This is a genomic window from Nocardioides marinisabuli, from assembly GCF_013466785.1.
GTDB classification, from domain to species: Bacteria; Actinomycetota; Actinomycetes; order Propionibacteriales; family Nocardioidaceae; genus Nocardioides; species Nocardioides marinisabuli.
The window spans coordinates 3,139,629-3,162,722 of the sequence record NZ_CP059163.1 but is presented as its reverse complement, the minus strand read 5'-3'; the positions used below and the strand labels follow the sequence as shown (position 1 = coordinate 3,162,722).

The following is a 23,094-nucleotide window of genomic DNA, read 5'->3' as shown; positions in this document are numbered from 1 at the left end:
AGAGGCGGCCCAGGATCCGGCGCGGGTCGTCGGTCACCAGCAGCGGCACCCCCGCGGGCACCTTCTCGGCGCCGGCCGGGTCGGTCAGCACCGCCACGGCCCCGGCCTCGAGCGCCTCGGCGGCGAAGTCGGCGCCGTGCGCGCGGGCGCCCGGCAGGGCGGCGTACAGGTCGCCGGGGCGCACCCGCTGGCTGCTGAGGCTGATGCCGGTGACGACCGGGTCGTCGCCGCGGTGCTCGACCATCGCCAGCGCGTGGCGCGCCCACCCGGCCAGCTCGGCCAGGGGGGTCCGCGGCGGGTCGACGGGGCGGGTCGGGGGACGTCGGGGCGAGGCATGGCGGGAGGCTAGCAGCGCGAGATCCGCGCCGGGTCAGCGCGACATTCGCGCCGGGTCGGCGCGACATCTGCGCCGGGTCAGCGTGAGAATTGCGCCGGGTCAGCGAGACATTTGCGCCGGGTCACCACTCGACGGGGAGGTCCGAGGCGGGGGTGCCGGTGGGGGGCACGGCGTAGCGGCGCAGCGCGTAGCCGGTGATCTTGGCGAACGCCGGGCCGGCGACCGAGCCGCCGCCGCCGCCGTTGCGCGGGTTCTGCACCACGACGTAGACGGTGAAGCGCGGGTCGTCGGCGGGGGCGAAGCCGGCGAAGGAGACGGTGAAGGTGCCGTCGTAGCAGCGGCACTCCTCGCCGACCCGCTGGGCGGTGCCGGTCTTGCCCGCGACCCGGTAGCCGGGGACCTGCGCGCCCGGGGCGACACCGGCCTCGGGGTCGACCACCCGCTCCATCATCAGCGCGGTCTTGCGGGCGGCCTCGGCGCTGATGACCTGGGTCGTGGTGGCCTGGTCGGTGCCGACCTGCTCGCCGGCGTCGGTGGTGGCGCTGCCGCGCACCAGGCTGGGGTCGATGCGCACCCCGCCGTTGGCCACGGTGTTGATCGCAGCGGCCATCTGCAGGGCGTTGACCGAGACCGACTGGCCGAAGGCGATGCGGTCCTGGGCCTGGCTGGTCCACAGCGAGGGGTCGGGAAGGATCCCGGCCGACTCGCCGCGCACCCCCGCCCCGGTCGCGGAGCCGAGCCCGAAGGCGGCGAGGTAGCGGCGCATCTGGCCGTCCTCGAACTTGTCGGAGGCCAGCACGGTGCCGATGTTGGAGGACTTGGCCAGCACCCCGGCCAGCGTCAGCCGGATCGTGTCGTGCGGGAACCAGTCGCCGATGGTGCGGTCCTGGCGGGCCAGCGAGCCCGGCACCGTCAGGCGGGTGCGCGGGGTGACCTTGCCGGCGTCGAGCAGGCCGGCCATGGTCAGCACCTTCGAGACCGAGCCAGGCTCGTAGACGTCGCTCATCGCCCGCGACCCCAGGTCGGCCTCGTCGGAGGCCAGCGGCGCGTTGGCGTCGAACGTCGGGTGGTCGGCCAGCGCCAGCACCTCACCGGTGCGCGAGTCCATCACCACCGCGAGGCCGGAGTCGCCGCGCGACTGCTGCACCGTCTGGCGCACCACGCGCTGGGCGTACCACTGCAGCTCGCGGTCGATGGTCAGCGTCAGGTCCTCGCCGTCCTGCGCCTCGACGACAGTGCTCTCACCCAGCGGCAGCTTGTTGCCGGCCGCCACCGAGTAGCGCGCCGAGCCGTCGGTGCCGGAGAGGAGCTCGTCGAAGGTGCGCTCGAAGCCCGCGAGCGGCTGGGGGGTGCCGTCGGCGAGCGGGGTGCCCAGGAAGCCGACCAGGTTGGCGGCCACGTCGTCGGCCGGGTACTCGCGCACCGGGTCGCGCCACGTCGACAGCCCCGAGAAGCCGAGCTCCTCGGCGCGGTCGACGACCTTGGTCGCGGTGGCCGCCGGCACGCCGCGGGCGACGTACTGGAAGCGGCTCTCGGTGCGCAGCCGCTGCAGGATCGTGAAGTAGTCGACGTCGAGCTTGTTGGAGAGGAACTTCGCGACCTCCGGGGCCCGGTCGACCTCGCGGCCCTCGTCGTCGGTGTTCACCAGCGCCGGGTCGGCCACCACCATCAGCCCGTCGGCCGACTCGGCCAGGGGCTCGCCGTTGCGGTCGAGGATCGCGCCCCGCTCGGCCGGCAGCACCATCTCGTCGACGCCCTCGGCCGCCGCCATCTCGGCGTACGCCTTGGGGTCGATGCCCTGCAGCTGCACCAGGCGCCCGGCGAAGACCGAGAGGACCATCGCGATCAGCACGAACCCGACGCGCAGTCGGAAGTGCGGCTGGCCGCGGCGAGCGGCGACCTCGCTGCTCGGCGTCGGGCGCGTGGTGGGCACGAGGGCTCCTCCCTGGGTGCGGTGCGGGGGTCGGTGGGGCGGGTCGCGGCTCAGCCGCGGTCGGACTCGTTCTTCTTCGCCTTGCGCTCGGCCTTCTTCTCGGCCTTCTCGGCCTTGCGCTCAGCCTTCTTCTCAGCCTTCTTCTCGGCCTTCTTCTCGGCCTTGGTCTGCTTCTTCTCGTCCTGCTCGTTCCTACTCCCGTCGCCGCCGCCGGAGCCGCCGCCACGCGGGTCGGCCAGCACGCCCTCGGGCGGGGTCACCACCGTGGCCGGCGGGTCGAGCTCGGAGGGCCGCGCGGGGGCAGCGGGTCGAGCGCGACGCGGGCACCGAGGGTGGCGCCGCTGGCGTCGCCGGAGACCGAGCCGTCGGAGAGGTCGAGGAAGAGCGGTGCGGCCGGCACCTGCATGCCCATCCGCTGGGCCTTGCGCGCGATCTCCTGCGGGTCGCGCAGCCGCTCGAGCTTGGTGGCCAGCGCCTCCTGGCGGGCCGAGAGCACGGTGGCGCGCTGCTCGAGCGAGGTGGCGGCGAAGGCCGACTGCTGCATGGAGGTGTTGAAGAGCAGCAGGCCCACGACGCCACCGAGCAGCAGCACGGTCACCAGGCTGACGAACGGGACCCTGGCCGCGCGGGTGCGCGCGACCGGCACCACGCTGAGGCGGGCGCGCTCGACCGCGGCGCCGGCGATGCGCGGCACCCGGCTCCGGGCCGTGCCCTGCGGGCTGTAGAGACTGCTCATCGGGCTGCTCCCCTTCCGGTGGTGGTGTCAGTGGTGGGTCGCACGCGTTCGACGGCGCGCAGGCGCACCGAGGCGGCGCGCGGGTTGGCCTCGATCTCGGCCGCGTCGGCCTTCTCGGAGCCGCGGGTGACCAGGCGCAGGGCGGGCTCGCTGCCCTCCGGCACGAACGGCAGGTCGACGGGGACCTCCGAGCGGGTGGCGGCGGTGAAGGCCTGCTTGACCAGCCGGTCCTCCAACGAGTGGTAGGACTCGACCACCACCCGGCCGCCGACCCCGATGGCCTCGATGGCCGCCGGCACCGCGCGGCGCAGCACCGCGAGCTCGTCGTTGACCTCCATGCGCAGCGCCTGGAAGGTCCGCTTGGCCGGGTGGCCGCCGGTGCGGCGCGCGGGCGCCGGGATCTCGGCGTACAGCAGCTCGACCAGCGCGGCCGAGGTGGTGAAGGGCTCGCTCTCGCGGCGGCGCACGATGGCCCCGGCGATCTTGCGGGCGAACTTCTCCTCGCCGTAGTCGCGCAGGACCCGGGTCAGCTCGGCCGCTGAGTAGGTGTTGAGCACGTCGGCGGCGGTGGGGCCGGTGCTGCCCATCCGCATGTCGAGGGGGGCGTCCTCGGCGTAGGCGAAGCCGCGCTCGCGCACGTCGAGCTGCATCGAGGAGACGCCGAGGTCGAAGAGCACCGCGTCGACGTGGTCGAGGCCGAGCTCGTCGAGCACCTCGGGGATCTCGTCGTAGACCGCGTGCACGCCGCGGAACCGGTCGCCGTACGCCGCCAACCGCCGACCAGCCAGCTCGAGGGCGGCCGGGTCGCGGTCGATGCCGATGACGCTGGCCTGCGGGAGGCGCTCGAGGACCGCCTCGGAGTGGCCGCCGAGACCCAGGGTGCAGTCGACGAGCACGGCGCCCGGGTGGTCGAGCGCGGGAGCGAGCAGTGCCACGACCCGGTCGAGGAGCACCGGGACGTGCGAGGGGCCGGCCACGTCAGCGGCCCAGGCTCGTCAGGAGCGTGAAGGCGACCGCGGCACTGAGCGACATCGCCGCCGAGAAGGCCATCAGCCGCAGCGCGTCCTGGGCCTGGTGGCGCACCCGGGGCGCGGGGGCGCCGGGGGCCGGTCGGGCGCCGGGGGCGCCGCCGGTCAGTCCGTCGACCTGGGTGCTGCTCATGGTCTCGACCCCATCGGGAGATTGCTGCGTGGCTGGTGCTGGGAGTGGTGGTGGGGGATCCGCAGGGTCTGGTCCCTGCCCGCTCGCCGGTGCTTCGTGGGGCTCTGGAACCGGGGAAGGTGCTACAGAGCCGGGTGCCGTCTGGGGCCGGGGAAGGTGTCCCAGAAGACGAGGTGGGGAGCGGGCCGAGACCGGGCCCTGCGGATCGCTGTCCTGTTGTGGTGGTGCGGGGTGGAGCGAGGTGGTGCTGGTCAGAGCGGGGGTGTCTCGTCGAGCTCGGCGAACTTGGCCTGGGCGCCGGCGGAGTACTCCGCCCAGCGCTGGGGGTTCCAGATCTCGACCCGGTCACCGACGCCGGCCACGACCACGTCGCGCTCGATGCCGGCGCTGGCGCGCAGGATCGGCGAGATGCCGATGCGCCCCTGCTTGTCGGGCGTGCCCTGCTCGGCCCCCGCGAACAGCACGCGCCGGTAGTCGCGCGCGTCCTTGTTGGTCATCGGGGTCTCCTGGGCCCGCCGTGCCTCGGCCATGAACGTCGCCTCGGGCCACACGGTCAGGCAGTTCTCCTGTCCTTGCGTGATCACGAGCCCCTCCGACAGTGCGTCCCTGAACTTGGCCGGGAGGAAGAGGCGTCCCTTCTCGTCGACCTTGGGGGTGTAGGTGCCCATGAAGAACACATCGCACCTCCACGTCGACAAGCCCCGGGACGGTCACTTGCTCCACTTTCCACCACTCTACTCCACAACGCTCCACCGTCAACCACATTCCGCCCCCTTCCACCCCCTCCGCTCCCCCGCGCCGCTGGACCCTCCCCACCACCGGCCCGCACCTGGCCCGCACCTGTGGGGGCGCGGTGTTGCCGCGACGGCATACGGTGGAAACCCACTGCCGGGCACCGGCACGACCTGGAAGGGACCGCTCGTGGGATCTCCGACAGCTGGAGGCGCCGACCTCGAGACGCTGGCGCGCGTGATGGAGCGCGTGCGCACCAACGTGGAGCGCGTCATCGAGGGCAAGCCCGAGGTCGTCAGCTCGGCGCTCGTGGTGCTGCTCGCCGAGGGGCACCTGTTGATCGAGGACGTGCCCGGCGTCGGCAAGACGATGCTCAGCAAGGCGCTGGCCCGCTCGATCGACTCGACCGTGCGACGCATCCAGTTCACGCCCGACCTGCTGCCCTCCGACGTGACCGGCGTGTCGGTCTTCAACCAGGACACCCGCCAGTTCGAGTTCCGCCCCGGCGGCGTCTTCGCCAACATCGTGGTCGGCGACGAGATCAACCGCGCCTCCCCCAAGACCCAGTCGGCGCTGCTGGAGTGCATGGAGGAGCGCCAGGTCACCGTCGACAACGCGACCTACCAGCTCGAGACGCCCTTCATGGTCATCGCCACCCAGAACCCGGTGGAGATGGAGGGCACCTACACGCTGCCCGAGGCGCAGCGCGACCGCTTCATGGTGCGCACCTCGATGGGCTACCCCGTCGAGGCCGCCGAGCTGGCGATGATCGCCGGCCACACCGGCGGCAACCCGCTCGACGACCTCGAGCACGTCACGGACGCCGCCGAGATCCGCAAGCTCACCGCCATCGTGGGCCAGGTCTACGTCGCCGAGGCCGTGCAGCGCTACACCGTCGCGCTCACCTCGGCCACGCGGCGTACCGACGAGCTGGTGCTGGGCGCCTCGCCGCGCGCGACCCTGCACCTGGTGCGCGCCGCCAAGGCGTACGCCGCGCTGCACGGTCGCGACTACGTGCTGCCCGACGACGTGCGCGCCCTGGCGCCCCGGGTGCTGACCCACCGGCTGCTGCCCAGCGTCGAGGCCTCGATGAACGGGCGCGGCACCGACGAGATCCTGGAGCGCCTCGTCGCCGCCGTGCCGGTGCCCGACGGCACCCGCGGCTGAGGCCGCGGTCGTGGGGAGGACGTCGTGAGGGAGGCGCTGGCCGGGCTGACCGTGCGCGGGCGCGCGTTCGTGGCCGCCGGGGTCACCGCCGTGGTCTGCGCCGTCCTGCTCGGGCAGCCCGCGCTGACCCGCGTCGGCGTGCTGGTGCTGGCCCTGCCCCTGGTCACCGCGCTGGTGCTGGGTCGCAGCCGCTACCGCCTGGCGCTGGTGCGCACGGTCTCCCCGCCGCTGGTCACCGCCGGGCAGCAGGCCCGCGTGACGCTCTCGCTGAGCAACGAGGGCCGCACGCCCAGCGGCGTGCTGCTGCTCGAGGACCACGTGCCCTACGTGCTGGGCACCCGTCCCCGCTTCGTGCTCGAGGGCATCGGCCACGGCTGGCAGCGCCAGGTCGGCTACCAGGTGCGCTCCGACGTGCGCGGCCGCTTCGAGGTCGGCCCGATGTCGGTGCGCGTCAGCGACCCCTTCGGCCTCGTCGAGCTCGGCCGGGCCTTCCGCACCACCTCCGCGCTCACCGTCACCCCCCGCACCGTCGCGCTGCCGGCGATCCCGCTCGGCGGCTCCGAGAGCGGCTCCGGCGACAACCGCCCCCGCGCCTTCGCCACCGGCAGCGCCGAGGACGTCACGGTGCGCGAGTACCGCCGCGGCGACGACCTGCGCCGGGTGCACTGGCCGAGCTCGGCGCGGGTCGGCGAGCTGATGGTGCGCCGCGAGGAGCAGCCCTGGCACTCCCGCGCCACCGTCTTCCTCGACAACCGCGAGGTCGCCCACCGCGGCGAGGGCATCGCCTCCTCGCTCGAGACCGCCGTCAGCGCCGCGGCGTCGGTGGCGGTGCACCTGACCCGGCGCGGGTTCGCCGTACGGCTGGTGACCGCGGCCGGCGAGGACCGCTCGAGCGGCTGGCACGAGCGGGGCGCCGAGCCGAGCACGGCCCCCCTGCTGGAGTCGCTGGCCGTGCTGCGCCCGACCCCGGCGCCCCGCCTCGACACCGCCTGGCTGGGCGAGGCCGGCCACGGCGGCCTGGTCGTCGCCGTGCTCGGCGCCGTCCAGCAGCACGACGCCCCGGTGCTGCGCCGCATGCAGTCCCACCAGGGCAGCGCGCTCGCGCTGGCCCTCGACGTGGAGGCCTGGGTCGGCGCCACCGGCGCCAGCACCGCCCCGGCGACCGGGCTGCTGGCCCAGCAGGGCTGGCGGGTCACCACCCTCGGCCCGCGCGACCGGCTCGAGGCGCGCTGGCAGGAGCTCGGGGCCGGCGCCCGGTCCGGTGCCCGGCGCGCCGCGCCCGAGCGGCGTACGACGGAGGTGGGGCGATGACCTCGCGGACGCGCAGCAGCCCGGGCGCCGGCCTGACCCTCTCCACCGTGGCGGCGCTGACGACGTGGATCTGCATCCTGTCGTGGCGCGGCTTCACCGACGCGCCCTCGTTGTTCCTCTCCCCCCTGCTCGGCCTCGCCCTGCTGGTGGCCGCCGTCGGTGCCGTGGGGCGCTGGTCGCGCCTCGGTGCGCTCTCGGTGCTGCTGCTGCAGCTGCTCAGCGGCGCGATGGCGCTGAGCTGGGTCGTCGTCGGCTCGCCGCTGCCCGTCGGGGCGACGTGGGACGCGCTGCTGGTGGCGCTGGCCGACGCGCGCGAGGGCGCCGTCGTCTACGCCTCGCCCGTGCCGACCGCGGAGGCCGCGGTCGAGCCGCTGCTGCTCGCCGGCGGGCTGGCCTGCCTGGTGCTGGTCGACCTGCTGGCCTGCGGGCTGCGCCGGGTGCCCCTGGCCGGCCTGCCGCTGCTGGCCGTCTACAGCGTGCCGGTCAGCCTGCTGGCCACCGACCTGACGTGGTGGGTCTTCGCCCTCTCCGCCCTCGGCTTCGTCGCGATGCTCTACCTCCAGGAGAGCGAGCAGGTGGCGCGCTGGGGGCGCAGCCTCGGCAACGACGACCTCACCGCTCCGTTGGCCGAGCCGTCGGGCCTGGGCGTGCACACCGCGACCGTGCGGGTCAACGCGCTCGCCGTGGGCGGCGTCGCGACCGCGCTGGCCGTGGTGGTGCCGCTGGCGGTCCCGACCCTCGACGTGCACCTGCTCGACATCGGGCGCGGACCGGGCGGCGACACCGAGATCAGCGTCGACAACCCGATGACCGACCTGGTGCGCGACCTCAACCGACCCGAGGACACCCCGCTGCTGGCCGTGCGCAGCGAGCAGGTGGAGCCCGAGTACCTGCGGATCTCGGTGCTCAACCGCTTCTCCGAGAACGAGTGGAGCCCCGGTGACCGGGAGATCCCCCTCGAGAACCGTCCCGACGGCGAGATGCCCAGCCTGACCGGGGTCAGCCAGTCGGTGCCGCGCCGCACCCTCGACTACAGCATCGAGGCCTACGAGACGTTCTCGTCGCGCTGGCTGCCGACCTTCGCACCGGTCAGCCGGGTCGAGGCCGAGGGCGACTGGCGCTACGACGAGTCGACGATGGACTTCCTCGCCGGCGACACCGACCTCGACCTCACCGGCACCCGGTGGTCGATGACCGGCGTCGACCTCGACCTCTCGGCGCAGGAGCTCGCCGACGCCCCGTCCTCGGTCGGCATGGTCTCGGCGTCCTACACCGACCTGCCCGACGGCATGCCGCCGCTGATCCGCCAGCTGGCCAACCAGGTCACCGCGAGCGCCCCGACCCGGTTCCAGAAGGCCGTGGCGCTGCAGGACTGGTTCCGCCAGGAGTTCGAGTACTCGCTGCGCAACGTGCCGCCCGGCAACGGCACCGACGAGCTCGAGGAGTTCCTGAGCACCGAGGGCGACTACGCCCGCACCGGCTACTGCGAGCAGTTCGCCAGCGCGATGGCCGTCATGGCCCGCCAGCTCGGCATCCCCGCCCGCGTCGCGGTCGGGTTCCTGACGCCCCAGCGGATCGCCGACGGCGTCTACGAGTACTCCTCCGACGACCTGCACGCCTGGCCCGAGCTCTTCATCGCCGGTTCGGGCTGGGTCCGCTTCGAGCCCACTCCCCCCGCGCGGGCCGGGGCCGTGCCGTCCTACACCCGCGAGGCCGTCGACCTCGAGCAGCCCGAGCCCAGCGGCCCGAGCGGGCGCGCCGAGGACCAGCTGCCCGACCGCAACGGCGAGCCCAGCGCCGCCCCCGAGGAGGAGCTGGACCCCGAGACCGGTGCCGCGGCCGGCAGCACGGACGGCGGGTTCCCCTGGGGCACCCTGCTCGGTGTGCTGCTCGGCGCGCTCGCGCTGGTCGGCCTGGCGCTCGCGCCCGGCGCGCTGCGACGTCGCCGCCGCGAGCACCGTCTGGCGGCCGGGCCCGAGGAGATCTGGGACGAGCTGCGCGACACCGCCCGCGACCTCGGGCTGCCCTACGCCGGGGGCCGTTCGCCCCGCGAGACCGGCGCCGGTCTCGTGGGCCACCTCGGCAGCCCGCTCGACGACCGCCTGCGCCCCGGCCACGGTGCCGGGCAGGCACCCGAGGCCGTCGCCTCGCTGCACCGGCTGGTGGCCGACCTCGAGCGGCTGCGCTACGCCCCCGCCGGCGCCGCCGACCCGGCGCACCGCCACGACGACGGCCAGCGGGTGGTCCAGGCCCTCTTCGACGGCACCACGCCCCGGGCCCGGCGCCGCGCCACCTGGCTGCCCCGCACCCTGCTGCGGCCCACGCGTCGTACGAGCGCGGCGGCGGGGCCCGACACGGAGTCGCTGGGCTACCGCGGCGGGGTCGTCGACCACGTCGGCTGACCCCGACCCGGCCGGTTCGAACCGGCCGGGTCGCGCGCGCAAACCCGTTGCCGCAGGGATGGCCGTTCGTGGACAGTGCGGACGGTGACCGCACCCCGCCCGGCCCTCAGCCTCCCCGACCACGTGTCCCCGGAGCACCGGCGCCTGCTCGCCGAGGTCGCGGAGCGCAACCTGGCGGAGCACGGGGACGACCTCGTGGCGATGGTCCTCACCGGCTCCGCGGCTCGCGGGATGACCACGCCCCGCTCCGACGTCGACGTCTACGTCGTCCTCACCGACGAGGGTGCGCGCCGACGCACCACGCGCCGCTCCGAGACCGTCGACGAGATCCCGGTCTCGGTGGCCGAGCTCGAGGAGGTGCCGGTCTTCGGGACGCAGTGGTGGTACTCCCGGTGGTCCTTCGCCTGGGCCCCGGTGCTGATGGACCGCAGCGCCGGACGGGTGGGCGCCGCGGTCCGCCGGCAGGCCGTCGTGGACGTCGCCGAGGCCGAGTCCGTCCTCCTCGAGCACGACCGGCTCGACGGGTGGTTGAACTACGCCTACCGCGCGCTCAAGAACGACCGTGACGGGCGCGGCCTCGAGCGGCGCCTCGACGCGGCGGAGTCACTGCCCTGGCTGCTCGACGTCGTCTTCTCCCTGGCCGGCCGGGTCCGGCCGTACCACAAGTACCTGCCGTGGGAGCTGCGCACGCACCCGCTGCCGGGGTGGGACGCGGACGAGCTGCTCGGGCTCGTCACCGGCACCCTCGACGGGGACCCCGACGCCCTCCGGACGACGTTCGCCGAGGTCGACTCGCGCTGCCGGGCCCACGACGCCCGGCGACCCCGGCCCGTGCTGGGACCGGTCATCGACGCCTGGGGGCGCGACCTGGAGCTGCTGCGCCCCTGAGCGCAGCCCGTCGCGAGCCGGCTCGTTCGAACCGGCCGGGTCGGGTCAGAAGCCGCCGTTCTCCTCGCGGCGGCGGCGCCAGCGCTCCTCCATGCGGTCCATGAACCCGGCGCCACCGGCGCCGCTGCGGCGCTGGCGCGAACGGGTGCGGCGCCCGCCGTCGATGACGGTGAAGGCCCGGGAGCCCTGGTCGGCGTGCGGCGCGCCGGTCTCGGCGGCGGGGCCGGCCTGCGCCTGGTTGCGCAGGGCGTTGAGCCCGAAGGTGGCCGAGCCGAGCATCACGACGAAGCCGACGATGCCGATCGCCCAGATCTGCGAGATCGCACCGGTCATCAGGACGACGATGCCGAGGGCGAAGACCGCCCCGGCGAGCATGGCGCGACGACGCGCGACCCGGCGCAGCGACGTGCCGCGCAGGGTGGAGGCGAACTTCGGATCCTCCTCGGAGAGGGCACGCTCCATCTGCTCGAGCAGTCGCAGCTCCTCTTCCGAGAGTGGCACCGTTCCTCCAAGGGGTCACACACGCACCGTCACATCGCGGCGATGTCGGCGGGTCAAGTCTAGGCAGGCCCTCGCCGTCACGGTAGGCGGCTCATGCAAATTGGGTGACGATGGCCTCTCGGAGCGCTCAGGAGAGCAGGCTGGCCGGTCGTACCGCGGCCGAGCCGAAGCGGCGCGTCGCCCGGTCGACGGCCCGGTCGGCCTCCGACCAGCCGTGCTCGCGCTCGCCCAGCACGTGCTGGTGGTGCACGCTCTCGCGGGGCGCGAGCCCCTCGACCCGGACCCCCACCAGCCGCAGCCGGGCCCGCTGCAGCCCCAGGGCGTCGTACAGGGCGGTGGCGGTGCGGTAGACCTCCTGGGTGACGTCGGTGGCCTCGCTCATCGTGCGCGAGCGGGTGATGGTGGTGAAGTCGGCGAAGCGCACCGTCAGCGTCACGGTGCGCCCGGCGACGCCGGCCACGCGCATCCGCCCGGTGACGGTGCTGGTCAGGCGCAGCAGCTCGCGCAGCACCACCGCCCGGTCGTCGACGTCGCGCCCGAAGGTCTCCTGCGCGCCCATCGACCGGTCGGGCTCGCCGCCGCCGAGCCCGAAGGCGCCGGTGGTGCGGGCCACGACCTCGCGCCGGTCGTCGCCCCACGCCAGCTCGTGCAGGTGGCGCCCGAGGTGGTCGCCGACCGCGCGCTGCAGGGTGCGCACCGGCGTGTGCGCGACGTCGCCGACGGTGACCAGGCCCAGGCGGTGCAGCATCGCGCGGGTCTTCTCCCCCACCCCGTAGAGCTCGCCGACGTCGAGCGGGTGCAGGAAGGTGGTGATCTCCTCGGGCGGCACCACCACCACGCCGTCGGGCTTGGCGCGCCTGCTGGCCAGCTTGGCCACCGAGACGGTGGCCGCCACCCCGACCGAGCAGGTGATCGCCTGCTCGTCGTGGATGGTGGCGCGCACCTGCTCGGCGATCTCGGCGGGCGGGCCCAGGCGGCGCACGGACCCGCTGACGTCGAGGAAGGCCTCGTCGAGGGAGACCACCTCGACCAGCGGCGTGACCCGGCGGAAGGTCTCGACCACGGCGGTCGAGACGCTGCCGAAGAGCTCGTGGTCGGGCGGCACCACCACGGCCTGGGGGCACAGCCGCCGGGCCCGGGTGGCGGGCATGCCGGAGCGGACGCCGTGCTCGCGGGCCAGGTAGTTGGCCGAGAGCACCACGCCGCGGTACCCGCCGCCCACGATGACCGGCACGTCCCACAGCTCGGGCCGCTCCCGCACCGCCACGGAGGCGTAGAAGGCGTCCATGTCGATGTGGAGGATCGGCGTGACCGAAGCGCCAGCGGAGGTCACGCCGATCCTCCACCACAGCACGTGAGAAGGAGCCGAGTCGGCGCTACTTCACGGGAGGAGCGAAGCGGGGGAACGTGAAGTAGCGCCGACTCGGCGTCAGCGGGCGAGCACGTGCAGCTGCGTGGCGAGCGGGAGGTACTCGGGACGCGTGGCGACCGCCTTCTCGAGCTCGACGAGGGCGGCGGTGGAACCGGGCTCGAGGTCGAGCAGGGTGCCGGGGACCAGGTCGGCGAAGACCCGGACGCCGTGGACCTGCTCGACGTGCAGGTCGGCGGTGGCCAGCAGCGCGACGAGCTCGTCGCTGGTGTAGCGGTGCCCGGCGCGACCGGGGTCGACGGTGGGCTCGAGGAGCGCGAGGGCCTGGCCGAAGTGCCCGGCCATGGCGCGCGCCAGCACCGCCGCGTGGCGCTGGGCGACCAGGAGGCTGAGGGTGCCGCCGTCGCGCACGGCCTCGCGCAGCACCCCGAGGGCGGTGGCGGGGTCGCCGACGTGCTCGAGCACGCCGTGGCACAGCACCAGGTCGGCGCTGTCGGCGCCGGCGACGTCGAGCAGGCTCGAGACCTCGCCCTGCAGGCCGGCCACCTCGACGCCGCGCTCGCGGGCGCGGCGCCCGAGCGAGGCGAGGGCGTCGGGGCTGGGGTCGACGACGGTGACGCGGTGCCCGAGCTCGGCCACCCGCACGGCGAAGCCGCCGGTGCCGCCGCCGATGTCGAGGACGTCGAGGGGCCCGGACTGCTCGAGCAGCGGGCGCAGGGCGTCCCACACCACGGCGGTGCGGGCTGCTGCCCGGCGCTCGCTGGGACGCTCGGCGAGACGTTCGCTGGGTCGGTCGCTGGGGCGCTCGCTGGCGGACATGGGACCCACCCTAGGGCCACGGGCACGCCGTTCATCCCGGGCTCCCCGAGCTGCGGTGCCACAGCTTGCGCGCCACGTCGCGGGTCTCCTCGCCGGCCGGCTTGATGTCGGCGTACGGCGAGAGCCTGAAGCCGCTGGAGTGCACCAGCACCCGGCGCCGACCCATCCCGCCCGCGGCGCCCGGGCCGTCGGGGCGGGCCATGACCGGGCGCGGGGCCCGGCTCTCGGCCGCGCCCTGCCCGGCGAGCTCGACGCCGACGCCGCCGAACCCCTGGGGCACCACCGCCATCTGCTCGCGCACCGCCTCGATGCCGCCGCTGCGCCACTGCTGGTGCAGGACCGGCAGCTCCCAGCAGCCGGTGGCGCGCAGCGAGACGCCGCGGTGGCCGGTGCGGCGCAGCTCGCCGCGCACGACGAGCAGCCAGGAGTGGAAGACGGTGGCGGCGTAGGGGCCCTGGGCGTCCTCGAAGAAGGTGGCGTCGACCGGGCCGGTGCCGTCGTCGAGGGTCAGGAAGACCACCCGGCGCCCCGAGCGGATCGGTGGGGTCTGGGTGGCGACCTTGACCCCGGCCACCAGCAGCTCGGCCTTGCTGCGCTGGGCGAGCAGCTGCTCGCTGCGGGTCACCCCGAGCGCGTCGAGGAAGGGGCCGTAGGTGTCGACGACGTGGCGGCTGGCGTCGAGGCCGAGGATCTCGAGCTCGGCGCGCATCTGCTCCTCGCCGGTCATCTCGGGCAGCCCCGAGACCCCGCCCTCCCCCGGCGCGTCGCCGAGGTCGAGGCTCAGCTGGACCGAGTCGACCGGGGGCGGCGGCGGGGCGGTGCGGGCCTGGGCCTGCGAGCGCCCCCACACGCCCTCGCGCACCGGCGCCCCCCGGTCGTCGCGGTAGTCCTCGGCCTGGTCGCCGGGTCGCCGGTCGCGGCGCCGGTCGGCCTCGGCGACGCTCTCCCCCGCCTGCGCCCTCGCGCACCGAGAGGTCGGTGCTGTTGCGCGCGGCCGCGGCGTCGGCGACCTGGCGGGCGCGCGTGGTGGCCCCGCTCCAGGACTTGCGGGCCGCCAGGCCGCGTCCGCGCGAGGCCCGCTCGAGCGCGCGGCCCTGCCGGTCGAGCTCGGCGACCTGCAGCAGCAGGTCGCGGCGGGTCAGCACCCCGCGACGTCGTACGTCGCTGCCGGCGGCCGACCCGATCCCGTAGGTGCTGTCGAAGGCACCGGCCAGCACCAGCCGCTCGACCACCGGGCGCGAGACCCGGGCGCGCTGCCAGAAGTCGGGAAGGGAGTGGAAGGGCCGGGCCGCGACGATGCGCGAGACCTCGACCTCGCTGATGCCCTTGACCTCGGCCAGCGCCAGCCGGATGCCCCACGGCCGCCCGTCGGGGACGTCGGGGCCGGGGTGGGCGCCGGTGGGCTCGACCCGCTCGACGACGTAGGCCCGCTCGGAGGCGTTGACGTCGAGGCCGAGCACCGCCACGCCGAGGCGGCGGGCGTCCTCGAGGATCAGCCGCTTGGGGTACATCCCCGGGTCGTGGGTCAGCACCCCGGACAGGAAGTGCGCCGGCCAGTGCGCCTTGAGCCAGGCCGACTGGTAGGTCGGCAGCGCGAACGCGGCCGCGTGGGCCTTGCAGAAGCCGAAGGAGGCGAAGGCCTCCAGGACGCCCCACACCTCCTCGACCACGCCGAGCGGGTAGCCGCGACCCAGGGCGCGCGGGAAGAACCAGGCCCGGGTCTCGGCCATCCCCTCCGCGTCGCCGAGGGCCCGGCGCTTCTCGTCGGCCTCGGCGTAGGAGATGCCGGTGAAGCAGCCGATGATCTCGATGACCTGCTCGTGGAAGACCACCACGCCGCGGGTCGGGGCCAGGATCGGGCGCAGGTCGTCGTGGAGGTAGCGCGGCTCGCGCCAGCCGTGCTTGACCTCGAGGTAGGGCGTGATCATGTCGCTCTTGACCGGCCCGGGCCGGAAGAGCGAGATGTCGGTGATGATGTCCTCGAAGGTCTCGATGCCGGACTTGCCGACCAGCTCTCGCTGGCCCGGCGACTCGATCTGGAAGACCCCGAGGGTGCGGGCCGCGGAGATCATCCGGTAGGTCGCGGGGTCGTCGAAGGGCACCTGCTGGTTGTCCTCGAGGTCGATGCGCACCCCCTCGACGCGCTCGACCTCGGTGAGGGCGTGCGCCATCGCCGACTGCATCCGGATGCCGAGCACGTCGAGCTTGAGCAGGCCGAGGTCCTCGACGTCGTCCTTGTCGAACTGGCTCATCGGGAAGCCGGCGTACGATGCCTCCACGGGGGTGCGGTCGAGCAGGGTCGCGTCGGAGAGCAGCACCCCGCAGGGGTGCACCGCGACGTGGCGCGGCAGCCCGTCGAGGCGCTCGACGAGCTGGAACATCAGGTCGAGGCGGGCCTCGCCCAGCCCGCTGGCGCGCAGCTCGGGCAGCTCGGCCAGCGCGGCGCGGGCGTCGCGGGCCCGGACGTGGGGGAAGGCCTTGGCGATGGCGTCGGTCTCGGCCGGGGGCATCCCGAGCGCGGCGCCGACGTCGCGCACGGCGTGGCGCACCCGGTAGGTGTCCATCATCGAGACGCACACGCACCGCTCGCCGCCGTAGCGGTCGAGGATGCGCTCGTAGACCTCGGTGCGCCGGTCGGACTCGACGTCGACGTCGATGTCGGGCAGCGCCTGGCGCAGCGGGGAGAGGAAGCGCTCCATCAGCAGCTGGTGGCGGATCGGGTCGACCCCGGAGATGCCGAGCAGGTAGTTGACCAGGCTGCCGGCCCCCGAGCCGCGCGCGGCGACCCGCACGCCCATCTGCTTGATCAGGTCGGTGACGTCGCCGACGGTCAGGAAGTACGAGGCGTAGCCGAGCTCGCCGATCACCGCGAGCTCGTCCTCGAGCCGCTTCCACACCACCGCCAGCCCGCCGCTGCCGTAGCGGTCGCCGATGGCGCCCTCGCAGCGCGCGCGCAGCGCGACGTCGGCGCTGGGGTGGTCGGTGGAGAGGCTGAACTCGGGGAAGTGCACCTCCCCCAGGCCCAGGTCGGCGCGCGGGTCGAGCGCGCAGCGCTCCGCCAGGGTGCGGGTGCGCGCCAGCAGGCGCAGCGCCTCGCGCCCGGTGCCGGCGCCGGCGCGGGCCACGACCTCGTGGGCCACCTCGCGCATCTGGGGCCCGGACTTCAAGTGCCCCTCGGCGTTGCCGCGGTCGACGTGGCGACGGTCGAGGGCGACCAGGCGCCGGGCGGCGTCGAGCACGTCGACGGTGGCGGCGTCGCTGCGGTCGGCGTAGCGCACGGCGTTGGTCAGCACCGACCCCGCACCGACCTCCTGGGCCAGCGCGAGCATCCGGGCGGCGTGCCGGGTCGAGCCGGGGCCGTCGCCGGCCAGGCGGTGCGAGACCACCTCGACCTGCAGGTTCTCGCGGGGCACCAGGGCGCTCCAGCGCTCCAGGGCGGCGCGGGCGTGGTCGCGGCGGCGCTGGGCCGCGGCGGCCCCGACCTCGGAGGCCGGGCCGAGCAGCACGACCAGGTCGCCGGAGGCGAGCAGCGCCGCGACCTCGGGGGCCTCGGGGTCCAGGACCGGGGTGCCGCGCTCGCCGGCGAGGTGGGTGGTCGAGAGCACCCGGCACAGCGCGGCCCAGCCGCCCCGTCCGCCGCCGGGCCCGGCGGCGTGGGCCAGCAGGGTGACCCGCGGCAGCCGCGGGTCGCGGAAGGCGCCGCCCCGCACCGGGGTGCGCCCGCGCCCCGGCACGGGCGCCGGCGCCCCGGGGCTGCCCGGCCGGTAGGCCAGGTCGACCCCGAGCACCGGGCTGATCCCGGCCTGCAGGCACGCCTTGGCGAACTTCACCGCCCCGTAGGTGCCGTCGCGGTCGGTGAGCGCCAGCAGGTCCATGCCGTGGTCGGCGGCGCGCTGCACCAGCAGGTGCGGCAGCGAGGCGCCGTGCTGCAGGGAGTAGCCCGAGGCGACGTGCAGGTGCGGGAACGGGTCGGGCACGGGTCGGACCACCTCTCGCGTCGGCTCGACCCTGACGAAGAATCTCTCGAACTCATGTTCGAGGAGGCACCAGCCTAACCCCGTCGCGCCGCGTGCGCCAACCCACCCTCACCAGATCGCGGAGACCCACTCCGGCCGGTCGACGAAGGGGTTGCGGTTGCCCTGCCAGGTCTCGTGGATCGCGTCGTTGCGGGCGCGCTCGAAGGCGTCGGGCGGGTCCTGCTCGTGCCAGCGCAGCAGCGTGGAGAGCCGACCCAGGTAGCCCAGCGCGTCGAGGTCGCGCCGGCCCACCTCCTCGGAGACCTCGAGGTCGGCGTACCCGTCGCCACCCTCGTAGCGCACCGCCATGTAGAGCACCATCCGGGCCACGTCGCCCTTCACCGCGTCGCGCGGCTCCCAGGAGTCGGCGTCGCGGTAGGTGTCGTCGGCCTCGCCCTGGGGGCTGCCGCCGTCGTCGAAGTCGAGGCTGGAGCGGTCGGCGTTGACGCTCACGTCGGCCGGGCGGACGTGGTGCAGGTCGGTGCCCGGCCCGGCGCTGGTGCCGAAGCCGCCGCGGCTCTGCGGCCACACGTGCTCGCGGTTCCACTCGTCGGGATCGCCACCGTTGGCCTCGCCCGGCACGCTGTCGCCGGTGTAGAGCTCGATCACCCGGCCGGGGGCGTCGGGGTCGGCGTCGGTGTCGCGCAGGGCCTCCCACAGCTCGTCGTAGCGCAGCCGGTCGACGTCGGTGGAGATGATCTCGTGCAGCGCCCGGGCGAGGTCCTCGCCGGTGCGACCCTCCGCGTCGGCGTAGTAGCCGACCAGCTCGGCCGGCAGGTCGGTCGGCAGGTCCGTCAGGGCCGGCGCGCCGGGACCGCTCGGCGCCGCCGCGTCGACCAGCGCGACCGCGGTCACCCGCTTGAGCCCCGGCGCCGAGAAGTACGCCGCCCGCTCGCCGTCCAGCACCACCTCCGCGCCCAGCAGCGCGGGGTGGGAGGCCAGCCCCCAGGTGCCGCGCAGCTCCTCGGGGAGCTGCACCAGCAGCATCCGGGAGGGGTCGCGCTCCTGCGGGTCGTCGGCCACCGCGAGCGCCAGGTCGTCGGGGAAGGAGCCGCGCACCACGGCGCCCGGCGCGGTGGGCTGGCCGACCAGGTGGCCGCGGACCCGCAACGACGCACCGTCGGGCATCGTCAGCGCCTGCGCGACACTGACCGCCCCCTCCAGCGCCTGGCTCGCGGCCTCCGAGCCGGAGCCGAGCAGGGTGCTGCGCGCGGTCCCGCCCTCCCCCGGCTGCGCCGCGTCGTCGGCGCCCGCGCAGGACGGGAGCACCCCGAGGACCCCGACGAGGAGGACGGCAGCGAGCCGCGGTGGGCGCAGGGCGGGCGAGAGTGCCATGGGAGCAGCCTGCCTCACCCGGCGCGCGCGATGCGCTCCTGGACCGGCGGGTGCGGCACGAGCCCGAGGCACTGCTCGACCACGGCCAGGAACCGGTCGGCGTCGCGGACCAGGTCGTCGGCCTCGCGCTCGGTGACGGCGCGGGTCGAGCCGGCCTCGGCGGCCGCGCGCTTGGCCGCGCCCGCGGAGAAGAACGTGGCCCACTCGCCCAGCTCGGGGGCGACCTCGGCCAGCAGCACCCAGGCGTTCTTCTGGGGGCGGCGCCGCGGCCCGGCCGGGCGGGCGCGCGCCGAGAGCAGGGCGGCCGCCGAGCGCAGCGCCGAGACGTGGGCGCAGGCGTAGCGGGCCGGGACCTCGGGCGTGGCCATCGCCTCGCTCAACGACTCGGCGGCGCGGGCCAGGTAGGAGTGCGTGGTCGCCGGGAGGGCCTGCGGGTGCGGTGCGGGGACCGCGGCAGGGGTGCGGGTGCGGGTGCGCGCCATCGTGGCCACCACCCTCAGTCCGCGCAGCCGACGAGCTGCCAGCGCCCGCCGTCGACGTCGAGGGCCAGGTCGAAGACCCCGCCGGTGTCCTCGGCGCCGCGCACCGCGGCACCCCGGCCGGCCTCCACCCGCCAGACCGCGCGCTCGGCGAGCAGCTCCTCCAGCGGGCGGGGCCGGGCGGGCCGCTCGGCGGTGGAGGCGTCGGCCGGCTCCTCGGAGCCGAGCACCGCACGCACCCCGGCGTGGCGCCACCACTCGCCGGTCTCCACCCAGTGCTCGAGCACCGAGCGGACCTTCCAGAGCCGTCCGCGCCACAGGAACTGCTCGGGGACCGTCGTCTCGGTGCCGGCCAGCACGCCGCACCGGACCTCGACGGGCTCGTCGTACCGTCGCATCAGCTCCACCACTGCCACCTCTCCGGCGCCGGGGCGCCAGGTCCGCCTGGAACCCCCGACGGGGGCGGGGTCGAGGTCGCCCCCGCCGGGAGCGTGTTCGAATCTGTGTTCGAACTTGGTCCCAAGGTACACGCCCCCACCGACAGTGGGTCAAGGGTCGTGACGGACCCTTGTGGACGGGGCCGGGGAGAGCCTCAGGAGGCGGCGATCCGCTCGCGGGTGGCGCTGAGGTAGCGGTCGGTGTCGGGGTGGAACATCGTGACGAGGATCGCGACCTCGACGACCAGCGAGAGGTAGCTGAGCACCACGAAGACCTGCGGCGGCTCGACCCGGATGCCGCTGAGGGTGGCGACCGCCGTCATCACCACCAGCACCGCCAGGCAGACCCGCGCCCAGTGGTGGCCGTTGCGGAAGAAGACCATCAGCACCCCGATGAGCATCGCCATCACCACGAACAGCACCGCCGCGACCGGGAAGAACTGCGGGACCGCGATCGGCTGCTCCTCGATCAGGTAGTCCAGCCCCTGCCGCTCGAGGATCTCGCCGGCCGAGCGGTGCCCCCGCGCCCAGTTGAGCACCAGGTCGTCGCGCAGCACGGCGGTCAGCACGACGGTCAGCGTGCCCAGCGCCAGCAGGACCAGGTGCAGCTGCAGGCACAGCCTCAGTGCGCGCGGTCGTTCCAGCCGGTCGTCCATGACGGCCCTCTCGTGGGTGGTCTCGTGCGTGTTCTGGAGCCTGATCTCGTGCGTGATCTCCCGTGCACGATCTCGGAGCGAACTCTAGGGTCGCAGCCATGAGCACCGAGCACCCGGGCATCGCGGCCTTCCGTGCCGAGCTGGTCCGCCGCGGCGGCCGGGGCAAGGTCGTGGTCCTCCCCGACGCCGTGCACACCGCGGCACTGGCCGCCGAGGCCCTCGGCTGCGAGGTGGGCGCGATCGCCAACAGCCTGCTCTTCGACGCCGGCGGCACACCGGTGCTGGTGCTCACCTCGGGCGCGCACCGGGTCGACGTGCGCGCCGTGGCCGGGCGCATCGGGGTCGAGCGCCTCGCGCGCGCCAGCCCGGACTTCGTGCGTGAGCACACCGGGCAGGTGATCGGCGGGGTCTCCCCGCTCGCCCACCCCGCGCCGGTGCCGACGTACCTCGACGAGTGGCTGGCGCGCCACGAGGTCGTGTGGGCGGCAGCGGGCCACCCCGCGGCGGTCTTCTCCACCTCCTTCGGCGAGCTCCTCGAGCTCACCGGCGCCGAGGTGGTCGACGTCGAGAGCCCCGCCTAGGAGCACGACCCCCTAGGGTGTGCGCGTGGCGCGGGTCGTGGTGGTCGGGGGCGGGTACGCCGGCCTCGCCACGGCCGCCCGCCTGGCCAAGACCGGCCACGACGTCACCCTCCTCGAGCGCGGCGACGCCCTGGGCGGCGCCCTGGGCTCGGTCGAGGCCGACGGCTACCGGTGGGACGCCGGGCCGACCTCGACCCTGCTGCCGGCGGTGCTGCGCGACCTGTTCCGCAAGACCGGCCGGCCGCTGGAGCGCGAGCTGGAGCTGGTGCCGCTGGAGACCGTGCGCACGCACCGCTTCGTCGACGGCTCCGAGCTCGCCCTGCCCGGCGGGTCGCGCTCGGCGCAGCGGCGGGCCGTGGAGGAGCTGTCCCCCGGCGAGGGGCAGCGCTGGCTCGACCACGTCGCGGCCTACACCGAGGACTGGGAGGTGCTGCGCCGCGGCTACCTCGAGGAGCCCTGGGACCGCACCGCCCTGCCCCGTGACCTGCGCGAGCGCCTCGACTCCCGCGAGAGCCTGCAGCGGCGCCTGCGCCGCACGCTCAAGGACGACCGGCTGCGCGACGTGGCCGCGCACCCCTTCGTCGCCGACGGCCACGCCCCCCGCGACGTGCCGGCCTGGATGGGTCTGGTGGCCTACCTCGAGCAGCGCTTCGGCTCCTGGACCGTGCCGGGCGGGATGGCGAAGGTGGGTGAGGTGCTGGCCGGGCGGATGAGCACCCGCGGCGTCGACGTGCGCCTGGGCACGAGCGTGCACGACGTGGTCGTGCGCGGCGGGCGCGCCGTCGCGGTCAGGACCGACGCCGGCGAGGTCGACGCCGAGGTGGTCGTCTGCGCCATCGACCCGCGCCGCCTGCCGGCGCTCGCCGAGCTCGTCAAGCGCACGATGCCGGCCATCCCACCGGTGGTCTGCCACGTCGGGCTCGTCGGCGACCTGCCGGAGGTGCCCCACGAGCTGGTCCTGCACGGCGACCCAGGCCTGGTGGTGCGCACCGGCGGCAGCGCGCCCGAGGGCGGCGCCGCGTGGACGGTGCAGGGGCGTGGCCGCCTGGCCGAGGACGTGCTGCTCGCGCTGGCCCGGCACCGCATCGACGTGCGCGCCCAGGTCGTCACCCGGGTCGACCGCTCGCCCCGCGACCTCGTCGAGGCGTGGGGCGGCTCCCCCCTGGGCGTGCTGTGGCAGGGCCGCTCGACGGTGCGCCGCCGGCTCGGCCCCGACACGCCCGTGCCCGGCGTGTACGCCGCCGGCGCGCACGCGACCCCGGGCGCGGGGCTGCCCTTCGTGGGGCTCTCGGCGGCCCTGGTGGCCCAGCGCGTCGGGCCCGCCTGACCCGACCCGCCCGTCAGGGCGTGACGTCGAGCTTCTCGAAGATCTCGCGCGTGGCCTTCGACCTGTTCAGGGTGTAGAAGTGCAGCCCCGGCGCTCCCCCGTCGAGCAGCTCCTGGCACAGCTCGGCGGCCTGGGTGATGCCCTCGGCGCGCATCGAGACCGGGTCGCCCTCGTGGGCGCTGATCCGCTCGACCACGTCGGCGGGCACGTCGGTGCCGATCAGCTCGCCCTGGCGGCGGATCGCCTGCAGGTTCAGGATCGGCATGATGCCCGGCAGGATCGGCAGGTCGACGCCGCGCGCCCGCACCCGCTCGACCAGCGAGAAGTAGTCGGAGGCGCGGAAGAACATCTGGGTGACCGCGAACTCCGCGCCCGCCCGGGCCTTGGCGGCCAGCACGTCGGCGTCCTGCTCGAGCGAGGCCGACGAGGGGTGCCGCTCGGGGAAGGCGGCCACGCCGATGCGGAACTCGCGGCGAGCGGCGACCAGCTCGACCAGCTCGTCGGCGTGGTCGAGGCCGCCCTCGGTGGAGGTCCACTCGGCGCGGGGGCCGGCCTCGGGGTCGCCGCGCAGCGCCATCACGTGGTGCACGCCGGCGGCGGCGTACTCGTCGAGGATCTGCTCGAGCTCGCCGCGGGTGTGGCCCACGCAGGTCAGGTGGGCCATCGGCAGCATCGAGGTCTCGCGCGCGATCCGCCCGGTCAGGCGCACCGTGGTGCCGCGGCTGCTGCCGCCGGCGCCGTACGTCACCGAGACGAAGGTGGGGCGGTAGGGCTCGAGGGCGCGCACGGCGTCCCACAGCTGGGTCTCGCCGGCCTCGTCCTTGGGCGGGAAGAACTCGAACGAGAACGAGCGCTCGCCGGCTGCGATGAGGTCGGTGAGCGCGCGCCCACGGCCGATGGTCATGGC

Annotated in this window: 21 protein-coding genes and 2 pseudogenes; 6 read left to right on the top strand and 17 right to left on the bottom strand. The window is 75.1% G+C overall.

Annotated elements, in window-relative coordinates:
• Nucleotides 1–46: 46 nt before the first annotated feature.
• From H0S66_RS21130 to mraZ, 7 genes and pseudogenes are all read right to left on the bottom strand, one after another.
• Nucleotides 47–244 (bottom strand): annotated as a pseudogene (locus H0S66_RS21130) (Mur ligase domain-containing protein); the annotation flags it as partial.
• A 214-nt stretch (nt 245–458) separates the two neighbouring features.
• Nucleotides 459–2,270 (bottom strand): peptidoglycan D,D-transpeptidase FtsI family protein, encoded by a 1,812-nt coding sequence (locus H0S66_RS15160; RefSeq protein WP_258016944.1) that lies wholly within the window; start codon nt 2,268–2,270, stop codon nt 459–461.
• A 50-nt stretch (nt 2,271–2,320) separates the two neighbouring features.
• Nucleotides 2,321–2,530: a hypothetical protein gene (locus tag H0S66_RS15155; protein ID WP_180923653.1), complete on the bottom strand. Its 210-nt coding sequence runs from the start codon at nt 2,528–2,530 to the stop codon at nt 2,321–2,323.
• On the bottom strand, nt 2,527–3,006 hold the full coding sequence (ftsL, locus tag H0S66_RS15150; protein ID WP_180923651.1) for a cell division protein FtsL: 480 nt from the start codon (nt 3,004–3,006) through the stop codon (nt 2,527–2,529). Before ftsL ends, H0S66_RS15155 begins: the two co-directional genes overlap by 4 nt.
• Complete coding sequence (gene rsmH / locus H0S66_RS15145; protein WP_179616110.1) at nt 3,003–3,983, bottom strand: 16S rRNA (cytosine(1402)-N(4))-methyltransferase RsmH; 981 nt, start codon at nt 3,981–3,983, stop codon at nt 3,003–3,005. Before rsmH ends, ftsL begins: the two co-directional genes overlap by 4 nt.
• A 1-nt stretch (nt 3,984) precedes the next feature.
• Nucleotides 3,985–4,167, bottom strand: a complete 183-nt coding sequence (locus tag H0S66_RS15140; protein ID WP_179616109.1) for a hypothetical protein — start codon at nt 4,165–4,167, stop codon at nt 3,985–3,987.
• A gap of 251 nt (nt 4,168–4,418) precedes the next feature.
• Complete coding sequence (mraZ, locus tag H0S66_RS15135) at nt 4,419–4,844, bottom strand: division/cell wall cluster transcriptional repressor MraZ (RefSeq protein ID WP_179616108.1); 426 nt, start codon at nt 4,842–4,844, stop codon at nt 4,419–4,421.
• A gap of 295 nt (nt 4,845–5,139) precedes the next feature.
• Here mraZ and H0S66_RS15130 point away from each other — a divergent pair, with 295 nt between their 5' ends.
• From H0S66_RS15130 to H0S66_RS15115, 4 genes are all read left to right on the top strand, one after another.
• Complete coding sequence (locus H0S66_RS15130; protein WP_179617444.1) at nt 5,140–6,066, top strand: AAA family ATPase; 927 nt, start codon at nt 5,140–5,142, stop codon at nt 6,064–6,066.
• Between the two features lie 24 nt (nt 6,067–6,090).
• Complete coding sequence (locus H0S66_RS15125) at nt 6,091–7,377, top strand: DUF58 domain-containing protein (protein ID WP_179616107.1); 1,287 nt, start codon at nt 6,091–6,093, stop codon at nt 7,375–7,377.
• The gene (locus H0S66_RS15120; RefSeq protein WP_179616106.1) at nt 7,374–9,779 is read left to right on the top strand and encodes a transglutaminase TgpA family protein; all 2,406 of its coding nucleotides are present in this window, start codon (nt 7,374–7,376) and stop codon (nt 9,777–9,779) included. Before H0S66_RS15125 ends, H0S66_RS15120 begins: the two co-directional genes overlap by 4 nt.
• A gap of 84 nt (nt 9,780–9,863) precedes the next feature.
• The gene (locus H0S66_RS15115) at nt 9,864–10,667 is read left to right on the top strand and encodes a nucleotidyltransferase domain-containing protein (RefSeq protein ID WP_179616105.1); all 804 of its coding nucleotides are present in this window, start codon (nt 9,864–9,866) and stop codon (nt 10,665–10,667) included.
• 45 nt (nt 10,668–10,712) lie between these two features.
• On the opposite strand, the gene H0S66_RS15110 is transcribed toward H0S66_RS15115, so the two are convergent.
• From H0S66_RS15110 to H0S66_RS15070, 9 genes and pseudogenes are all read right to left on the bottom strand, one after another.
• On the bottom strand, nt 10,713–11,168 hold the full coding sequence (locus H0S66_RS15110) for a DUF3040 domain-containing protein (RefSeq protein ID WP_179616104.1): 456 nt from the start codon (nt 11,166–11,168) through the stop codon (nt 10,713–10,715).
• 127 nt (nt 11,169–11,295) lie between these two features.
• Entirely contained in the window at nt 11,296–12,501 is a 1,206-nt protein-coding gene (dinB, locus tag H0S66_RS15105) for a DNA polymerase IV (RefSeq protein ID WP_258016943.1), read from the bottom strand.
• A gap of 96 nt (nt 12,502–12,597) precedes the next feature.
• Entirely contained in the window at nt 12,598–13,356 is a 759-nt protein-coding gene (locus tag H0S66_RS15100; RefSeq protein WP_179616103.1) for a methyltransferase, read from the bottom strand.
• Between the two features lie 31 nt (nt 13,357–13,387).
• A complete protein-coding gene (locus H0S66_RS15095) occupies nt 13,388–14,218 on the bottom strand; it encodes an OB-fold nucleic acid binding domain-containing protein (RefSeq protein WP_219633580.1) in 831 nt (276 codons plus the stop codon).
• A gap of 388 nt (nt 14,219–14,606) precedes the next feature.
• Nucleotides 14,607–17,333 (bottom strand): annotated as a pseudogene (gene dnaE / locus H0S66_RS21085) (DNA polymerase III subunit alpha); the annotation flags it as partial.
• A gap of 108 nt (nt 17,334–17,441) precedes the next feature.
• Nucleotides 17,442–18,707 (bottom strand): endonuclease, encoded by a 1,266-nt coding sequence (locus H0S66_RS15085; protein WP_179616101.1) that lies wholly within the window; start codon nt 18,705–18,707, stop codon nt 17,442–17,444.
• Nucleotides 18,708–18,721: 14 nt separating this feature from the next.
• Nucleotides 18,722–19,189, bottom strand: coding sequence for an SAV_6107 family HEPN domain-containing protein (locus H0S66_RS15080; RefSeq protein WP_179616100.1), 468 nt, complete (start codon nt 19,187–19,189; stop codon nt 18,722–18,724).
• Between the two features lie 14 nt (nt 19,190–19,203).
• Complete coding sequence (locus tag H0S66_RS15075) at nt 19,204–19,584, bottom strand: DUF6504 family protein (protein ID WP_179617442.1); 381 nt, start codon at nt 19,582–19,584, stop codon at nt 19,204–19,206.
• 194 nt (nt 19,585–19,778) lie between these two features.
• Nucleotides 19,779–20,279 (bottom strand): hypothetical protein, encoded by a 501-nt coding sequence (locus H0S66_RS15070; protein WP_179616099.1) that lies wholly within the window; start codon nt 20,277–20,279, stop codon nt 19,779–19,781.
• Nucleotides 20,280–20,377: 98 nt separating this feature from the next.
• Here H0S66_RS15070 and H0S66_RS15065 point away from each other — a divergent pair, with 98 nt between their 5' ends.
• Both H0S66_RS15065 and H0S66_RS15060 read left to right on the top strand, forming a co-directional pair.
• Nucleotides 20,378–20,860, top strand: a complete 483-nt coding sequence (locus H0S66_RS15065; protein WP_179616098.1) for a YbaK/EbsC family protein — start codon at nt 20,378–20,380, stop codon at nt 20,858–20,860.
• A 25-nt stretch (nt 20,861–20,885) separates the two neighbouring features.
• Entirely contained in the window at nt 20,886–22,187 is a 1,302-nt protein-coding gene (locus tag H0S66_RS15060; RefSeq protein ID WP_179616097.1) for a phytoene desaturase family protein, read from the top strand.
• A gap of 13 nt (nt 22,188–22,200) precedes the next feature.
• Here the strand turns inward: H0S66_RS15060 and metF are convergent, their stop codons facing one another.
• The gene (gene metF, locus H0S66_RS15055) at nt 22,201–23,091 is read right to left on the bottom strand and encodes a methylenetetrahydrofolate reductase [NAD(P)H] (RefSeq protein WP_179616096.1); all 891 of its coding nucleotides are present in this window, start codon (nt 23,089–23,091) and stop codon (nt 22,201–22,203) included.
• Nucleotides 23,092–23,094 lie beyond the last annotated feature (3 nt).